The organism is Microcoleus sp. B6-A1, from assembly GCF_036705085.1.
Lineage (GTDB): Bacteria > Cyanobacteriota > Cyanobacteriia > Cyanobacteriales > Microcoleaceae > Microcoleus.
This window is the reverse complement of sequence record NZ_JAUBTU010000003.1, coordinates 14,019-31,060: the sequence shown is the minus strand read 5'-3', so window position 1 is coordinate 31,060 and position 17,042 is coordinate 14,019. Positions and strand designations below refer to the sequence as shown.

Sequence of the window (17,042 nt, the reverse complement as noted above, 5' to 3'; positions counted from 1 at the left end):
TATTATTTATTAGCGATCATTTATCAGTTATTACCCATTACCTCTTACCCATTACCTCTTATCCCTTACCTCTTACCCTTACCCATTTCTAATTGTTAATTACCGATTCGATGGTTTGGTGATAGATAATCCGGCCCGGGGTAGTGCGAATGAACTGGTTGAGAGTGTTGCCCTCTGGGTCTTCCCGAACCCGGCGGAACTTGTATTCTTTTGTCACGATGCCGTCGGTAGAGCGTTCTACTTTCAGTGGTTCTCCTTCGGGTTCTGCGTTTTCTATGGCGCCTTGAAACCTCACCCACACATAGGAGTGCAAGTCAACGATTCCTTGTTCGTAAGCTACAACGGCGTCGGTAAGGTTGGAGAAGTAGTGGCCGGCTCCTTTTTGAGCGTCAGGGTTTTCGGCTGTCAAGTAATAGCAACCGAGCACCATGTCTTGGGAAGGGGTAACGATCGGTCTTCCGGTTGCTGGCGACATGATGTTGTTAGAGGCCAGCATCAGCAAGCGTGCTTCTGCCTGAGATTCCAGAGATAAGGGGACGTGTACTGCCATTTGGTCTCCGTCAAAGTCGGCGTTAAAAGCGGGACAGACTAGCGGGTGAAGTTGAATTGCTCTGCCATCCACCAAAATCGGCTCAAAGGCTTGAATCCCCAAACGGTGGAGGGTGGGGGCCCGGTTCAGCATTACCGGGTGTCCTTCAATCACTTCTTGAAGCACGTCCCAAACACTGGGATCGTTGCGCTGGATTAGTTTTTTGGCTGCTTTGATGTTGTTGACTAGTCCTTGGCGGATCAGGCGGTGGATGACGAAAGGCTGGAAAAGTTCGATCGCCATTTCTCTTGGCAAGCCGCACTGATGAATTTTCAGTTTCGGCCCTACCACAATCACTGAGCGTCCGGAGTAGTCAACCCGTTTACCCAGCAAGTTTTGCCGGAAGCGACCTTGTTTCCCTTCGATGATGTCTGAGAGTGACTTCAGCGGGCGGTTGTTGGCCCCCACCACTGTCCGGCCCCGGCGACCGTTGTCAATCAGCGCATCCACAGCTTCTTGCAGCATCCGCTTTTCGTTGCGGATGATAATCTCCGGCGCCAGAATTTCTTGCAGTCTCGCTAACCGATTATTCCGGTTGATTACTCTCCGGTAAAGGTCGTTGAGGTCGCTGGTTGCAAAACGCCCGCCGTCTAGCTGTACCATTGGCCGCAAGTCGGGGGGAATCACCGGAATCACATTGAGCACCATCCAATCGGGTTGAGATCCCGTAGCGATGAAGTTGTCAATTACCCGCAAACGTTTAATTAACTTCGCCCGTTTTTGACCTTTAGCATTGGCAATATCTTCCCGCAACTTTTCCGCTTCACTTTCTAGCGGAATATTTTGCAGCAAAACTTGCAAAGCTTCAGCACCTATCCCCACTTCTACACCTGTGAGTGTGGAATCTTCGCTGTAAAGTTCGTCCTCTATTTCCAGCCAAGCATCTTCCGTGAGCAATTGCTTGTATTGCAGCTTCTCTGCATTACCTGCATTTAGGACAACGTATGCATTGAAATAGACGATTTGTTCGACATCTCGCAGCGGCATATCTAACAGAATAGCCATGTAACTCGGGATGCCTTTGAGATACCAAACGTGAGCTACGGGAGCCGCTAATTTGATAAATCCCATCCGGTGACGGCGGACGCGAGATTCAGTGACTTCAACACCGCATCTTTCGCAAACAATGCCTCTATGGCGAACTCGTTTGTACTTCCCACAATGACATTCCCAGTCTTTTGCAGGCCCAAAAATGCGCTCGCAAAACAAGCCATCCATTTCAGGTTTTAATGTCCGGTAATTTATTGTTTCGGGTTTTGTCACTTCACCGGTTATCTGACCGTTGGGTAAAGTTCTCTCTCCCCACTGTCGAATTCTTTCTGGTGAAGCTAATCCTATCTTGACGTAATCAAAGCGTTGTTCTATTTTAGCCATTTTGACTCCAATTGATTATTTACTGTCGATTAGTGCTGGCAATTTATATTTTTTGTTTGCTTCGTTTTGAACTCAAATCAATATTACGCTCCTCTATAGGTGATGTTTCTTTTAATATCAGAAATGATATTTCTGGATACTCCAAATTCCTGAGCTATTTTAGCAAGGGATTCTCCGGCTTGGATTCGTTCTCGGATCTCAATAGCTTGAGCAAAAGTTAGCTTGCGTTCGAGATGTCCACCCATGCGGGGAACTGGAACCTCTTGACCTTCTTCTTTCCAAGTGACGTGATACTTAATATCGTGTATGGTTTTGCGGTCGACACTGTATTCCTGTGCTACATCCTTCATCCTCTTTCCGGCTGCTAGCTTTTGCCTAATTTCTCGCACATTTTCCCAGTCTAATTTGGCATTGGAAAGGGGATGACTTTTGCCTTGAGTGCGTCCTTTCTTAGAAGCATCTAATGAATTTTGAGTGCGAGTACCACCCCAAAGGTGTTCTGGATTAATACAACTGGGATTGTCGCAGGTATGACAAGCATCTATCGAAGTCGGAATTTCACATCCTAATTTCTCAGCTAAAACAGCACGAGTAACTGATTTCGATTTCCCATTTTTCCAGTATCTGCCATAGCCTTGACCGTCCTTTGAGCCTTGAAAAATGATGCAGCCGTTGTCTTGAATTTCTCCTAAAAAACCGGGCAAAACTGTAGTGAAGTTATCGGGAATATTTGTCTGAAGTATCTTAGTAATAGTTTCATGTTGTACTCCATACTCTTTTGCTAGGTGGTTTTTGACTGTTCCAGATAAATATTTAGTCTGAATTTCCCGGAGTTGTGCGATCGACAATATGCCAATACCGGGAATACTTTTGCGTCTGGGAGTTTTGCGATCGCGCTCGATCATCTGCCCGGTATTTTCCGCCGCAGTTCCCGCTACGAGATGTGCTGGGTTGATGCAGCTTCGATTGTCACAGGTGTGGCAAGCAAAATAACCGGAACCAAGGAATCCTGCTATTTTTGATTCGAGGACTAATCGGTGGACTAATACCGTTTTGCCATCGAGCCACTTGCGCCCGTAACCGTTGCCAAACTTGCTCCCTTGCCAGTTAATACAGCCTGTCGCCCGGTCAAATTCTCCTTCTATTCCTGGGACAACTGTTACAATAGTCATGTCAGCGTCTCTCCTCTTAAGAGCGTTGATTCGCCTCACCAGTGTTCGTACCACTGCTGAGGCATTTTAATTGGGACTTCTCGATTTTAGATGTGAGATGTGAGATGTAAGATTGAATGCTGTCAAACAATTCTTCAATCTAAAATCTAAAATCTAAAATCTAAAATCCCTAATCCTCGTCAAGTTCGTCACGAGAAAGCGATTCGTAAGTAGGCCGGGAGGGCGATCGCTTGCCCCCAGCATCCGCCATCAAATCCACCTCAACGTGTTCGCTGCCCTCGTCGGACGTATTCACCTTGTGCACGGCAATATCCAAGCACAAAGACTGCAACTCCCGCATCAGCACCTTGAAAGATTCCGGCGTACCGGGGCGCGGAATAGCTTTGCCTTTGACAATGGCATTCAGCGCTTCATTCCGCCCCTGCATATCGTCCGACTTCACAGTCAGCAACTCTTGCAAAGTATAAGCGGCGCCGAACGCTTCCAGCGCCCAGACTTCCATTTCTCCGAACCGCTGACCCCCCTGCTGCGCTTTGCCGCCCAAAGGCTGCTGCGTTACCAGCGAGTAAGGGCCTGTGCTACGGGCGTGGATCTTATCGTCTACTAAGTGAACCAGCTTCAGCATATAGGCGATGCCGACTGTGATCGGGCGATCGAACGGTTCCCCAGTTCGGCCATCGTAGACAATAGTCTTACCGGGGTGCTTTTCATTAAACACCCAAGGCTTGCCGGTTTTTTCGCGTGCCTCCTGTAGCTTGCCGTGTACGGTTTCGCGCGACTTTTCAGCCCCGTGCATTTCATCAAAAGGCACCATCTTGAACCGCATCGACAGATTTTCGCCCGCCCATCCTAGCAAGCACTCAAAAATCTGACCCACGTTCATCCGCGACGGTACGCCCAAGGGATTGAGCACTATGTCAACGGGAGTTCCGTCGGGCAAATAAGGCATATCCTCCATCGGCAGAATGCGGGACACAATACCCTTATTTCCGTGGCGGCCGGCCATTTTGTCGCCGACTTGAATCTTGCGCTTTTGAGCCACGTAGACGCGGACGACCATGTTGGCGCCGGGGGGCAGTTCGTCGCCCTGTTCGCGGGTAAACACCCGCACGTCCACCACGCGGCCTTTTTCGCCGTTAGGGACGCGGAGGGAATTGTCGCGCACGTCGCGGGCTTTTTCGCCGAAGATTGCCCTCAGCAGTTTTTCTTCCGGCGGTTGGTCGGATTCGCCTTTGGGGGTGACTTTGCCCACTAGGATGTCGCTGGCTTCTACCCAAGCACCTTTGCGGATAATGCCCTGTTCGTCTAGCTGACGCAGCGCGTCTTCGCCGACGTTAGGAATTTCACGGGTGATTTCTTCGGGGCCGAGTTTGGTTTGGCGGGCTTCGATTTCGTATTTTTCAATGTGGATCGATGTGTAGACATCTTCGTACACCAAACGCTCGCTAATTAGCATGGCGTCTTCGTAGTTGTAGCCTTCCCAGGGCATATAAGCTACGAGGATGTTGTGACCCAGAGCGAGTTCTGCCCCTTCGGTGGAGGAACCGTCGGCGAGCACTTGACCTGCTACGACGCGATCGCCCTCATAAATCAGCGGACGCTGGTTTAAGCAAGTATCCTGGTTAGAACGCTGATATTTTTGCAGTTCGTGTTCGATGCAGCCAGCATATTTTTGCTTCCAAACCGAGGGCTGTTTGACTTTGAGATCGTCGTATTCCTTAATCAGGAAATGTTCTTCGCTGGAATTCGATTCGGCATCTACAGCCAGGGGTTTGACAATAATCCGGGTAGCGTCGATGTAAATCACCTCGCCGTCGATCCGGGAAACCACAACCATCCCGGAATCTCTGGCCGCCTGAGCTTCCAAGCCCGTACCGACTAGGGGCCGTTCTGGTTTCAGTAGCGGCACAGCTTGCCGCTGCATATTCGATCCCATCAGAGCTCGGTTGGCGTCGTCGTGTTCCAAGAACGGAATCAGCGATGTCGCGACGGAGACGATTTGCACGGGCGAAATCGCCATGTAGTCCACCTGCATCGGAGTGGTGGTAGTGAATTCTTGGCGGTAGCGGACGGCTACGGTTTCGCCCAAGAGGTTGTTGTTTTCGTCGAGGCTGATGTCTCCGGGGGCGACGCGCAAATCGTCTTCTTCATCGGCTGTCATGTAAACAGGGGCTTTGTCGCGCAGCACCCGTCCTTTTTCTACTGGATAAAAAGGAGTTTCGATGAAGCCGTAGGGGTTGACGCGGGCGTGGGTTGCTAAGGAACCGATCAGACCGGCGTTGGGGCCTTCTGGTGTTTCGATCGGGCAAATCCGGCCGTAGTGGGACGGGTGAATGTCCCGTACTGCAAACCCGGCGCGTTCCCGAGTCAGACCTCCAGGGCCCAAGGCGGAAAGCCGACGTTTGTGCGTCAGTTCTGCCAGAGGGTTGGTTTGATCCATGAACTGGGATAGCTGGGAGGAACCGAAGAATTCCTTGATTGCTGCTACCAGCGGTTTGGGGTTGACCAGAGAAGCGGGGCTGAGGGAGTCGGCATCCGAGACGGTCATTCTTTCGCGGATAATCCGTTCTAAGCGGTTGAGTCCGACTCGGACTTGGTTTTGCAGCAGTTCTCCGACACTGCGGACGCGACGGTTGCCTAAGTGGTCGATGTCGTCGGTGGAGCCGATGTCGAATTCGAGGTTAATTAAGTAGTCGATCGCCGTCAAGATATCTTGGGATGTCAGCACCCGCATGGTATCGGGGACTGTCAAGCGCAATTTTTTGTTGAGTTTGTAGCGGCCGACTCGGCCCAAATCGTAGCGTTTGGGGTCGAAAAAGCGCGAGTTAAGGAGCTGTTCGCCGCCCGCTACGGTGGGGGGTTCACCTGGACGGAGTTTGCGGTAGAGCTCCATCAAAGCTTCTTCTTCGCCGAATTGTCCTTCTTTCTCGATCGTCTTTTGGAAGTATTCCGGGTGCCGCAGGGAGTCGTAGATTTCGCCGTCGGTGAGGCCGAGGGCTTTGAGCAGCACCTGAGCCGATAGTTTGCGGGTTTTGTCGATTCTGACCCAGACTAAATCGTTTTTGTCTGTTTCAAACTTGAGCCAAGCGCCTCGGTTGGGGATGAGCGAGGCGTTATAGGAACGGCGACCGTTTTTGTCGGTTTCCGATTTGTAGTAGACGCCGGGGGAACGCACGATTTGGTTGACAATCACCCGTTCCGCGCCGTTGATGATGAAAGTGCCGCGCTCGGTCATCAAGGGCAAATCGCCGATGAAGACTTCTTGTTCTTTGATTTCCCCTGTTTCTTTGTTAATCAGGCGGGTGGGGACGTACATTTGCACCGAGTAGGTGCTGTCCCTGCGCTTGGCTTCGTCCACGTCGTATTTTGGGCGCTTGAGTTTGAAGTCTTTGCCCATGAAGTGAAGTTCCAGCTTCCCGGTGTAGTCTGTAATCGGGGAGAAGCTGTCGAGTTCTTCGATCAGCCCGGCTTCTAGGAACCAGCGAAAACTTGCCCGCTGGATTTCGATCAAATCGGGCAAGGTGAAGGCGAATTCTGTGTAATCTTTAGTGGTCATGGGTGTCCTTTTTCCGCAGTGGCTCTAGCTTTTTACATGGCGCCAAGGCTGGGCTTTTTTACCTTGTTGCGTTTTTTTGATTGATTGTGTGAGAGAATTTATATGATGTTTTCGATCGCCTACCAACTGCTGCAACGGTTATTTTTTCGGGTTGCTCGCAGTATTTTTGTGCGGATTTTGGTTTCGATCGAGATGCTTTTAGCTCCGATCTCGTGGTGTTCCAGGGTAAATCCCCTACACTTTTGACTCCTAAAATTGACTGGACAGCTATTGCCAAATTGCTGAGGTTCCAAGTTTCTTCGCTATGTGTAAGTTTGAGGTATTGCGTGAAGTTTTTGGCGATCCCGAAGGTTGGCGTACTCGCGTTGTGTTGGCCTCAAGCGGGCGACATCGCAGTCGCGGATACTAAGCCAACGCCCGATCGGTTGGTTCTTTTATTATAGGACGCAAATCCCATCGCAGCAGGCAACGCCAAAAGAATCTCACACAAAGGATGAATCCGGTTTTTCTGGCAGGATAGAAATGGGATTATCCCTATAGCTTGCCCCTAAATCGACCTGTTTTCCTCGTTTCTCTGTTCTGCTATAACTAAACTGAAAAGCCGAATAGCTGACAGGCATTTTCGGTTGTCTGCTGGGACAAAGTTAAGAGAGAAACTCCTCTCAATTTAGCAACTTGCTCGGCTACGTAGTAGACGTAGGCTGGTTCGTTGCGTTTTCCCCGCTGGGGTACGGGGGCGAGAAAAGGGCAATCTGTCTCGACTAGGATGCGATCGCTATTTACCATACAAGCTGATTCTTGTATTTGCAAGGCTTTTTTAAAGGTGACTGTTCCGCTAAAACTGATGTAGAAACCTAGGTCTAAAAACCACTGGGTTTCTTCGGGTGTGCCTCCCCAGCAGTGCATGACCCCGCGCACTGGCCCCCGTGTTTGCCAAAAGTTCCTCAGCATTTCGGCCATTGGGGCGGCGGCGTCGCGACAGTGGATAATGACTGGTTTGTCAAGTTCCTGGGCGATTGAAAGCTGTGCCTCAAACACTTTAAACTGGTGTTCTCGATCGTCAGCTTTAAAAAAGTCCAGTCCGGTTTCGCCGATCGCCACTACCCTAGAGTCCGAACTTGCTAATTCCCTAATCTGGCTGGCAGTCTCGTCTTTCCACTTGTCCGCATCTAGGGGGTGGAGTCCAACCGCAAAGGACACTTCTGCAAACTGGTTGGCGATTGCTTGAATACCGGCAAACTCTTCTGGCTCTACACAAGAATGAACCAGCCGAACTACACCAGCTTCGCGCCAGCGTTCTCGAATGGCTTCTAACTCAGATTTGTAGATTTCAAAGTTGATATGAACGTGAGTGTCGATGAGCTGCATGGGGGAAGCAGATTAGAGGTGATACGGGAGAGTCTTGGTGGGATAGGGCGGGGGGGGAGTGAGAGAGTCTGGGAGTGGGAGTGGCAGAGAGTGTGCGGGAAAAATCTTCCGTCTTCTTTCTTCCTTCTTCCTGCTTCACGCTTGACAATCAAGCATCCAGGATACCCGCCACGTGATTCATCCGTCCAGAAATAAAAAACCTGTATCCGATGAAACTTGCCGAACGTATTTATCCGTGGGGTCAATGCTTCAATCGAAAATCGAAAATCGAAAATCGAAAATCGAAAATCGATTGACTTCTTCCCTCAACATCCATCCCTTCAATCTTGTACACTGCTTCGTTGCCGAACTTTCTGCTTCCTTAAGACGCTACCGAGGATGTTTCGTGTGGCTTGAGGGTTCTTGCCAAGCGGGACTTTTTGCGAGCGCCGTTGTTGCGGTGGAGTACACCTTTTTTGACAGCTTTGTCAATTTTGCTGTATGCCTCAGACATTCGCTGTTGGACTTCTTGCATTAATTCCGGGCTCGGAGCTGCTGCGTACTTGTCTACGGCAGCGAAATACTTCTTCATCAAAGTTTTGACCGCTGACTTGTAAGATTTGTTGTACAAGCGGTTACGTTCGGCGATTTTGACTCGTTTGACGGCGGACTTAATATTTGCCATAGTTCAGTTGCTGGAAGTAGGTATTCATTGATACACCCTAGTCTCAAGACAGTCCCAAGACAGGGGGATTTTGAAGGACAACCTTTTCGGGATCGATCCGCAAAAAGCTTGATTTTTAAGAGCGGAGTGAGACAGCCACTCTCGATTCGCTCAGATTGAGATTCAGATTGAGCTGAATCTGTGGCTACTTTTTGGCGAGGCCCGCGCAATAATTTTTTATTGACTCATTTAACTGCCTGTTTTTTACCCCTGACAATACCCACAGGTATGACACGGGTGTTACGGAGGCGTTTTGCGGTGTTTCCACCGTCACGAGTTAAAGTCACGGTTTCTTGCGCGCAATTTTCAAGTATACAATAATTTGGCGTTTTTTTATAAAAAAAATATCAGGTGTTGGAAAAACTAATATAGCACCTATTTTGCTTAAAATCCAATTCTCGGAAAAATCCAAGTTAAGCTATAACAAAGAATACGGGTTATTTGGGCTTCGGCAAGAAGCACTTACCGAAGGTAGAAGGTAAAAAGCTGAAGGTAGAAGGTAGAAGGTAGAAGACAGCCGGATCAGAAGGTAGAAGGTAGAAGGCAGAATCAAAATTCTCCCCCTCGAACACTCTCCCTCTCGGATATTATCGGGGTCGGACACTCTCCCCCTCTGCGTTCCCACCCTCTCCCTCCGCAACCGGTTCTCTGGCGGGCAATTCAAGAGAGAAGGTCGTGACTTGTCCTCAGTGTTGCAAAATCCTCGACAGAGATTTAAATGCTGCACTGAAGCCTTGGAAAATGCCGCGACTCTCGCGGTTTAAGCTTGTGGACTGGTGGTGGCCTACTTCTCTAGGAGATCGCCACAAAAATCCCCAATTGTCAAGCAAATGTTAGTGAAGTTATAGACGGCATTCCTAATCTCCATGCTGCGAATCATTACTCAGTGGGTTGAGGCACAAGCTGAACTGCGACGGATCTGCGATCGCACCCATGACGAACTTGTCGTTCACAAAGAAGCCACCGTGCGGGAGGTGCTGCAAGCTGTAAGGCGCAGAGGCGATCAGGCTGTGCTGCACTACACTGCTGAATTTGACCGCATGACCCTAAATGTGGAAGATTTACGGGTGAGCGGCGCCGAATTGGATGCTGCTTACCAACAGGTGTCTAAAGAATTATTAAATGCCATCCGGCTGGCTTGCAAACAGGTAGAGGCGTTTCACCGACAGCGCGTACCCAAGTCTTGGGTGCAGTTTGGTGATGACGAGATTGTTTTGGGTAAGCGCTACACGCCGGTCGATCGAGCGGGAATCTATATTCCTGGCGGTCAGGCGTCCTATCCAAGCTCGGTGATCATGAATGCGGTTCCTGCGAAGGTCGCCAAGGTGCCGAGACTGGTGATGTGTACTCCCCCCGGACAGGAGAAGAAAATGAATCCTGCGGTGCTGGTAGCGGCTCAGGAAGCGGGAGTTGATGAGATTTATCGGGTAGGCGGGGCGCAGGCGATCGCGGCTTTGGCCTACGGTACGGAAACTATTCCGAAGGTGGATTTAATTACTGGGCCGGGGAATATTTACGTCACCCTGGCTAAAAAACTGGTTTACGGGACTGTGGGGATCGATTCTCTGGCTGGCCCGTCGGAGGTGTTGATTATTGCGGATGCTTCGGCGAATCCTGTACACGTGGCTGCGGATATGTTGGCTCAAGCTGAGCACGATTCGATGGCGTCGGCAATTTTGCTGACGGCGGATTCGGTGCTGGCTAGGAAGGTGGTAGCTGAGGTAGACAGACAGTTGGCAAATCACCCGCGCCGAACTTTAACAGAAAAGGCGATCGCCAACTATGGTTTAGTCGTGGTAGTTGACTCGCTCAAAGCGGCGGCGGAACTCTCTAACGAGTTTGCGCCCGAACACTTGGAATTGCAAGTTGCAGATCCTTGGGCTTTGCTCGACCAAATTCGCCACGCTGGGGCGATTTTCTTGGGCTGCTCGACGCCGGAAGCTGTAGGTGATTATTTGGCTGGCCCGAATCACACTTTGCCGACTTCTGGGGCTCCGCGCTATGCGTCGCCGCTGGGTGTCGAAACTTTTATGAAGCATTCGAGTTTGATTCAATATTCGCCGGCTGCACTTAAGAAGGTGAGTAGGGCGATTAATGTATTGGCCGAAGCAGAGGGGCTTCCTTCTCACGCTGATTCGGTGCGGCTGCGGACTGAAAATGAGGGAAAGGGTGAGTTTTAGATGGTAAATTTGAGATGGGCGATCGGCAAAATACATAGGTAGTCAAAAGCGAGTGAAATGCAGTGAAAGGAAGCAATTCTCTTGCGATTATGGTAGCTTTACATTCTGTGACAAGCGGCCCAGTTTATTTGCACCTACCTACTTACGCACTGCGGGCTTAAGAAACCCGGTTTCTTCAAGAATCTTGCTTAAATGACGCAATTATGTTAAGAAACCGGGTTTCTGGGTAGGTAATAATGATGTTGGTGGGAAGCGCGAAATTGTCGAAAGTAGGCGACAATCAACGAAAAATTTAAAGTCTAAATATCTGAAATTTAAAGGTGCATGGTATTGAATACTGTTTTGGTAGCGATCGACAATTCAGAGTTAGCGACTCAGGTATTGCAAGTTGTAGGACAATTTCAGCTAGAACCGACGGCAAAGGTGATTCTAGTTCATGTTGTGAGTTCTGGTACGTCGGATTTTGACGCGGTTGTCGATCGACCTCACGCTCAAGGAGATGAGATTGCTTACCGAGAGGTAGAGAAGTTGCTGCAATCTTATCAGGAAAAGTTGCCTTGCCAGAGCGAATTGGAGATTGTTTCGGGACAACCTGCAGAAGAAATTGTGCGTTTAGCTCATATCTATAAGGCGGATTTAATTGCGATCGGCTGTCGGGGTTTGACTGGTTTAAAGCGAATTTTGGAGGGTTCGGTGAGTGCGGAGGTTGTGGCTGAGGCTCCTTGTTCGGTGTTGGTGGTGCGGGCGAAGTAAGTAGGCTGGTAAATGCGATCGACTATTGCATTTACATCAACCAAGATAGCTATTAATACCCAATCCGGATATCGTATCCCCTTGATGTTTAGTAAAAGTAGGGTGCCTCGCCACGAACAATGCTTGCTCCCCAGAAAGCGATCAATCGACGCACCATACCATAGGATAAAGGGGATGAGCAACCCGGATTTTGTATAAGATCATTTGTTAGTAGAATGTAAAAATTAACGCTCTATCAAATATATGCTATTTTGTCAATTTACCGACCAACGGACAAATAAAAAACTTCCAGTAAGCGATCGCTTTTAACCGCAGAGTAACGGGGCTACAAAAAGGGCGATTCACGATCGGGATAGCTCCGCTTCAGGCTCCTTTGAGGAATTGATATTATGATAGACAAAGAACCAATGGCTAAGCATTATCATCTATGCCTCCAACTGCGAAGTGCCTAAAAATTCCTCTGCGCGGTGTTCTTGTTGTTCCATTTGTTCTACAAATCTTTACAGCAGTGAGCTTAACAGGTTGGCTTTCCTTACGCAATGGACAAAAAGCGGTTAACGATGTGGCGGCTCAACTTCGTCAGGAACTAATAGCACGCATTGAAGGAGAACTCAAGCAATATATCAACAAACCTCATGATATCAATCGTGTGAATTCAGTCGCTTTTGCACAGGGCCACATGGACATGGTGAATGGCCGCAACGCTAAGCAATTTTTAACCCAAGTGCAAATTTCCCCTTTTGTTTTTTCATCCTATTGTGGCGATGCTCAAGGATATTATCTGGGTGCGACTCGTCGAGAGTCAAAAATCGCGATGACTGCGAGTAATCAAGAAACAAACTATCATTTTTATTTTTATGAAATGGATAATTGGGGCGATAGGCGAAAATTCCTAGAACAGGTAAACTCTTCTTACGATCCTCGCCAACGCCCCTGGTATCTTTCTGCTGTGAAAGCAGGGAGACCTACTTGGAGCAATATTTTTGTGAATATTGTCAACAATGGTAAGCCTGCAATTACTGCCAGCGAACCTGTCTATGACCCAGAAGGTAAACTTCTGGGTGTCTGTGCCACTCTTGTTGTCCTCTCAGAAAATTTAAGGGAATTTCTGGGAAGTTTGTCTATTGGTAAAACAGGTAAGGCTTTTGTGATGGAGCGATCGGGTTCAATGATTTCTAGTTCCACAACAGAGCCACTAATCAAAGGACAAGGTAAAGCTCAGAAAATGATTGACGCCGTGGAAAGTAGGGAACCATTTGTGCGGGAGACAGCCAAATATTTGCTGAAATATTTTGGTAACTTTGACCAAATTCATAAATCAGAACAGTTAGAATTTACCCTCAAAAGTGAGCGGCAGTTTGTTCAGTTGCTACCGCTGAATGATGGTAGAGGCATCGATTGGCTAATTGTAGTCGTCGTGCCTGAATCTGATTTTATGGAGCAAATAAATTATAATAGAACTACGACGATTATCCTTTGTCTATTATCACTGGTAATCGCAACAGGATTAGCAATTATCACTTCACAATGGATAGCTAAACCTATTCGGCGATTGAGTCAAGCCAGTCAGGCGATCGCCAGTGGAAATTTCGAGCAAAATGTTCCCGACACTCTCGTAGAGGAATTGGTAAGTTTATCAGTATCTTTTAATCAAATGAGTCACGAATTAAAGAACTCTTACCAAACCCTTGAACAAAAAGTAGAAGAACGCACTCAAGAACTACGGGAGACTCAAGCCCAACTCATCCAAAGTGAGAAAATGTCATCTCTGGGGCAACTGGTAGCCGGGATTGCCCATGAAGTGAATAATCCCGCGAATTTTATTCACGGTAATTTATCTCATCTTAGCCAATATACCCAAGATTTACTAGAGCTAGTACAGCTTTATCAAAAGTATTATCCCCAGCCGGTATCGGAGATTCAAGCCAAGTCGGAAGATATTGAGATCGAATTTTTGAGCGAAGACTTATCAAAACTGCTCAACTCTATGAAAGTAGGTTCAGAACGTATCCGCGATATTGTTAAATCTCTACGGAACTTTTCTCGATTGGACGAAGCAGATTTCAAAGCTGTCGATATCCATGAAGGCATTGAAAGCACCCTGATGATTCTGCAAAATCGTCTCAAGCCCAGACACACACATCCAGAGATTGAAGTGATCAAAGAGTACGGTAATCTGCCGCCGATCGAATGTTATGCAGGACAGCTTAACCAGGTATTTATGAATATTCTGACAAATGCTCTGGATGCTTTAGATGAGCATCGGGTGGAGAAAAAGACAATTCGGATTAGTACGAGTCTGTATAACTCAGAATTGGTCAGAATTTGTATTGCTGATAATGGGTGTGGCATCACAGAGGAAGTCAAAAAACGGCTATTTGACCCATTTTTTACCACCAAATCGGTAGGAAAAGGTACGGGAATGGGGATGTCTATTAGTTATCAAATTGTGATCCAAAAGCATAAAGGGAAACTGTGGTGTACATCAGAACCCGGAGAAAGAACAGAGTTTTGGATCGAAATTCCCCTAAATCAAAGTGTTATTTAGTTGAGGATATTCGCGAACTGTGGCATTATCTTGCCGAACCCCATGAATCGGGTCTATCGATTTTAGATTTTAGATTTTAGATTTTAGATTGAAGCATGGACCCCACGGATAAATTCGGGGGCAAGTTTATCGGATAAGCTGTCGCGCATTTAAATTGTAGGTTCAGGGCGGGCGGGACGCTAGGGCCCCTACTCCCCACAATAGTTTGATTATTTTTTGACATACAATTTAAATGCAGAACAGCTTACAGGTTTTTTATTTCTCCACGGATGAATCCGGGGGCTTGTATCCTGGATGCTTTCGGTCACTTCAAAGCTGTGGAACCTTCAATTTTGATTTTTGATGGCCCGTTTCCCGATATCACCGAACCCTGGGCGCGAGATGAGGGGGAAAACCCCATAACCGCTGCAATCGGTAGAGTAGATATCAACCAACTTGCTGCAATCCCTTACTGTGCAAATTCTGCTCGATGTGGTGCATTTCCTTCATATCCTCACCCGCAACTATCCCGTAAATTTCCGTGTAGATTTTCCCGTATTTAACCTTCTCTAAAGCCGACAAGATTATCAAGTCCTTGCGATCGAGTTCTGATTTCAGCGTGACAAGAATCGATTCCAAAGTCCCATCCATGCGGTAGTTACTGGAATATTGAGCCACCTCCTTTCCCAGCCCCAGTAAGGTATTGCGCTGTAAGCAAAGCGGAGTCGAGCCATTAACTCGGAAATTGGCATCAATGGCATACAACAGTCCCTCAGAGTCTTCCAGCACGTCGAAGCCAATAACGCCGAAATAACCCTGTTGATGAGCATATTTACCAATAGCGGCAATCATCTCAAAAAACCTACTCATGTCGGTTTCGCGGTAGTGAATCAGTCCCCCTAAATAGTTGCCCTCTGGAGTGACAAGTTGGCCGGTAGTGCCGATAAGCGTGATATTTCCCGTTTTGCTTACATAAAACTGCACGCAATAGTTCTGCACTTCATTCTTGACGAATTCCGAGACAATAATCGTATCCAGCAACTTAATATCGAGATATTTCCTCACTTCCTGCAAGCAGTAGTTCATATCGCTGGCGCTTTTGATAATATAAGTGCCTTCTCCAGAAAGTCCGTGAGATGTTTTAATCAAGTAGGGGAATTGCTCTGGTAACTGAATGCTTTCGAGATTGACTTCGTGCAGATTGTAGGTTTCGTATTTCGGACATTGCACGCCTAATTCTGCTAGCGTTGCTTTGCTGAGCAAGTGGTAGTGGATGTCGGGATGAACGGCGTGTTTTTCGGGTTTGAGATTGTCGAAGGGAAATAGAGTCAGGAGTTTGTCAAAGCGATCGCTTACGCTGAGATCTTCGAGATAAGTTGAGCAGTCTATCATCTCCATACTGCTGTTGCTGAATCCCAAATGCTCCCGCCAATAGTCAATCAGCGAGTTCGGCGGGTGATTAATCACAATTCCTGGGATGGCATCGCCTAACACTGCCAGATTTTTCCAAGGTTCCTTCTGGCCAATCTTGTCGAAAGAAGTTTTGGTGGCTTCACTGCTGCCGTCTTGAATAAAGTATTTTTCCCTGTTGGGGTAAGCAGCCCAACTGGCAGTTGCAGGGTAATTTAGGATGAACGCATAACGTGCATCTGTGATGTCTGGAGCAAACAAATCGGAAAGAGAATTACCCTGAAAGTAAGGAAAGTCGTATGTTGAGTTCATAGAAACATCCCAGTCGAGTTTGAATTGAACTGTTTTCCTAGCTATTAAGTAGCTCGACATAATTAAAAGTAGGGTGGGCAAGGCCCGCCCTACAAATTGACAAAGTGTTTATTGATGTCAAGCTACTTAATAGCTAGGAAACAAGAGATTAGTTGCGGAATTTTAACTCTCTCCAACTAGAGAGAATGCAGCCTCAATAATTTCAACGATGGACGAGTTGTTTTTTCTTAGTGAACACAGCCACCTTGTCCATTTCTGAGGTTCTATAAGCACAAGCCATGTCCGTTGAGTTATGTGCCCAGCCAACCCGCCCTTGAGGGTCAATGAGGATGCACCCAGCTTCTCCGGCCACCTTAGAGGCCAGAGTCTCAATTGCCATCTGCGCTGCTTCATCTGGGTGCTTGCCGGACGCTAGAATGTCGATCGCCCTCTTAGCTAGAACTACTGGCATAATGGACTCGCCATCGCCTGTGGTCGAGCAACCGCCCTGTTCATTTTCAGCAAACAAGCCTGAGCCGATAATGGCGCTGTCGCCGACGCGACCGGCGGGCTTATTCATAGTGCCGCCTGTTGAGGTACCGGCAACTAAGGTGCCACTACTATCTAAAGCTACACAACCAACGGTATTGGGGCGGTCAATAACTTCTTTTTCCTCCTCCCACTCTTCCTGTTGCTCATCCGCGATTAAGTCTTCTTTTGCAGACATCTCGGCTCCATTTTCTGCTGCAAAATGTTCGGCGTGATCCGCTACTAAGAACATGGGTTTTTTATCCATAATCTTTCGGGCCACTGAGATGGGATGGCGCACGCCTTGAACATTGGCGAGGGCTCCCCAAGCTAATGAACGGCCTTCCATGATCGCTGCGTCTAGCTCTACCTCTCCCTGGTTGTTGAGAACCGATCCAAAGCCTGCGTTAAATGTCTGGTCAGCTTCGAGAACCCGGATAGCTGCCTCAACAGCTTCTGCTGCTGTACCCCCGCTTGTGAGCACTGCCCAACCAGCTTCGGCTGCTGCGGTACAGCCTGCATTGTTGGCTGCAACCTTCTCTTCTGAGATGGTTTTTGCTCCACCATGAACAATAATACTCAGTACCATAA

Annotated in this window: 10 protein-coding genes; 3 read left to right on the top strand and 7 right to left on the bottom strand. The window is 48.1% G+C overall.

Going from position 1 to position 17,042, the window contains the following annotated elements:
* Positions 1-88 precede the first annotated feature (88 nt).
* From QUB11_RS01600 to rpsT, 5 genes are all read right to left on the bottom strand, one after another.
* Positions 89-1,963, bottom strand: a complete 1,875-nt coding sequence (locus QUB11_RS01600; RefSeq protein ID WP_333203932.1) for a DNA-directed RNA polymerase subunit gamma — start codon at positions 1,961-1,963, stop codon at positions 89-91.
* Between the two features lie 83 nt (positions 1,964-2,046).
* Positions 2,047-3,135 (bottom strand): HNH endonuclease, encoded by a 1,089-nt coding sequence (locus QUB11_RS01595; protein WP_333203934.1) that lies wholly within the window; start codon positions 3,133-3,135, stop codon positions 2,047-2,049.
* A 169-nt stretch (positions 3,136-3,304) separates the two neighbouring features.
* Complete coding sequence (rpoB, locus tag QUB11_RS01590; protein ID WP_333041547.1) at positions 3,305-6,691, bottom strand: DNA-directed RNA polymerase subunit beta; 3,387 nt, start codon at positions 6,689-6,691, stop codon at positions 3,305-3,307.
* 588 nt (positions 6,692-7,279) lie between these two features.
* On the bottom strand, positions 7,280-8,059 hold the full coding sequence (locus tag QUB11_RS01585; protein ID WP_333203938.1) for a TatD family hydrolase: 780 nt from the start codon (positions 8,057-8,059) through the stop codon (positions 7,280-7,282).
* A gap of 361 nt (positions 8,060-8,420) precedes the next feature.
* A complete protein-coding gene (rpsT, locus tag QUB11_RS01580; protein WP_333066838.1) occupies positions 8,421-8,723 on the bottom strand; it encodes a 30S ribosomal protein S20 in 303 nt (100 codons plus the stop codon).
* Between the two features lie 905 nt (positions 8,724-9,628).
* Between rpsT and hisD the strand changes: the two genes are divergently transcribed.
* The 3 genes from hisD to QUB11_RS01565 all read left to right on the top strand — a co-directional run bounded on the left by hisD (position 9,629) and on the right by QUB11_RS01565 (position 14,243).
* Complete coding sequence (hisD, locus tag QUB11_RS01575) at positions 9,629-10,942, top strand: histidinol dehydrogenase (RefSeq protein WP_333389489.1); 1,314 nt, start codon at positions 9,629-9,631, stop codon at positions 10,940-10,942.
* 324 nt (positions 10,943-11,266) lie between these two features.
* Positions 11,267-11,695: a universal stress protein gene (locus tag QUB11_RS01570; RefSeq protein WP_333389487.1), complete on the top strand. Its 429-nt coding sequence runs from the start codon at positions 11,267-11,269 to the stop codon at positions 11,693-11,695.
* 427 nt (positions 11,696-12,122) lie between these two features.
* Entirely contained in the window at positions 12,123-14,243 is a 2,121-nt protein-coding gene (locus QUB11_RS01565) for an ATP-binding protein (RefSeq protein ID WP_333389485.1), read from the top strand.
* Between the two features lie 426 nt (positions 14,244-14,669).
* Here QUB11_RS01565 and QUB11_RS01560 read toward each other — a convergent pair whose 3' ends face one another.
* Entirely contained in the window at positions 14,670-15,944 is a 1,275-nt protein-coding gene (locus QUB11_RS01560) for a carbamoylphosphate synthase large subunit (protein ID WP_333389483.1), read from the bottom strand.
* A 202-nt stretch (positions 15,945-16,146) separates the two neighbouring features.
* Positions 16,147-17,040 carry an isoaspartyl peptidase/L-asparaginase family protein gene (locus QUB11_RS01555; protein WP_333389481.1) on the bottom strand — a complete coding sequence of 298 codons (894 nt, stop codon included), beginning with the start codon at positions 17,038-17,040 and terminating at the stop codon, positions 16,147-16,149.
* Between the last annotated feature and the right edge of the window lie 2 nt (positions 17,041-17,042).

Coding starts and splice junctions, on each gene's coding strand:
- rpoB (WP_333041547.1), bottom strand. CDS start 6,691: ATGACCACTAAAGATTACACAGAATTCGCCTTCACCTTGCCCGATTTG.
- QUB11_RS01585 (WP_333203938.1), bottom strand. CDS start 8,059: ATGCAGCTCATCGACACTCACGTTCATATCAACTTTGAAATCTACAAA.
- QUB11_RS01555 (WP_333389481.1), bottom strand. CDS start 17,040: ATGGTACTGAGTATTATTGTTCATGGTGGAGCAAAAACCATCTCAGAA.
- QUB11_RS01565 (WP_333389485.1), top strand. CDS start 12,123: ATGCCTCCAACTGCGAAGTGCCTAAAAATTCCTCTGCGCGGTGTTCTT.
- QUB11_RS01560 (WP_333389483.1), bottom strand. CDS start 15,944: ATGAACTCAACATACGACTTTCCTTACTTTCAGGGTAATTCTCTTTCC.
- QUB11_RS01595 (WP_333203934.1), bottom strand. CDS start 3,135: ATGACTATTGTAACAGTTGTCCCAGGAATAGAAGGAGAATTTGACCGG.
- QUB11_RS01570 (WP_333389487.1), top strand. CDS start 11,267: ATGGTATTGAATACTGTTTTGGTAGCGATCGACAATTCAGAGTTAGCG.
- hisD (WP_333389489.1), top strand. CDS start 9,629: ATGCTGCGAATCATTACTCAGTGGGTTGAGGCACAAGCTGAACTGCGA.
- rpsT (WP_333066838.1), bottom strand. CDS start 8,723: ATGGCAAATATTAAGTCCGCCGTCAAACGAGTCAAAATCGCCGAACGT.
- QUB11_RS01600 (WP_333203932.1), bottom strand. CDS start 1,963: ATGGCTAAAATAGAACAACGCTTTGATTACGTCAAGATAGGATTAGCT.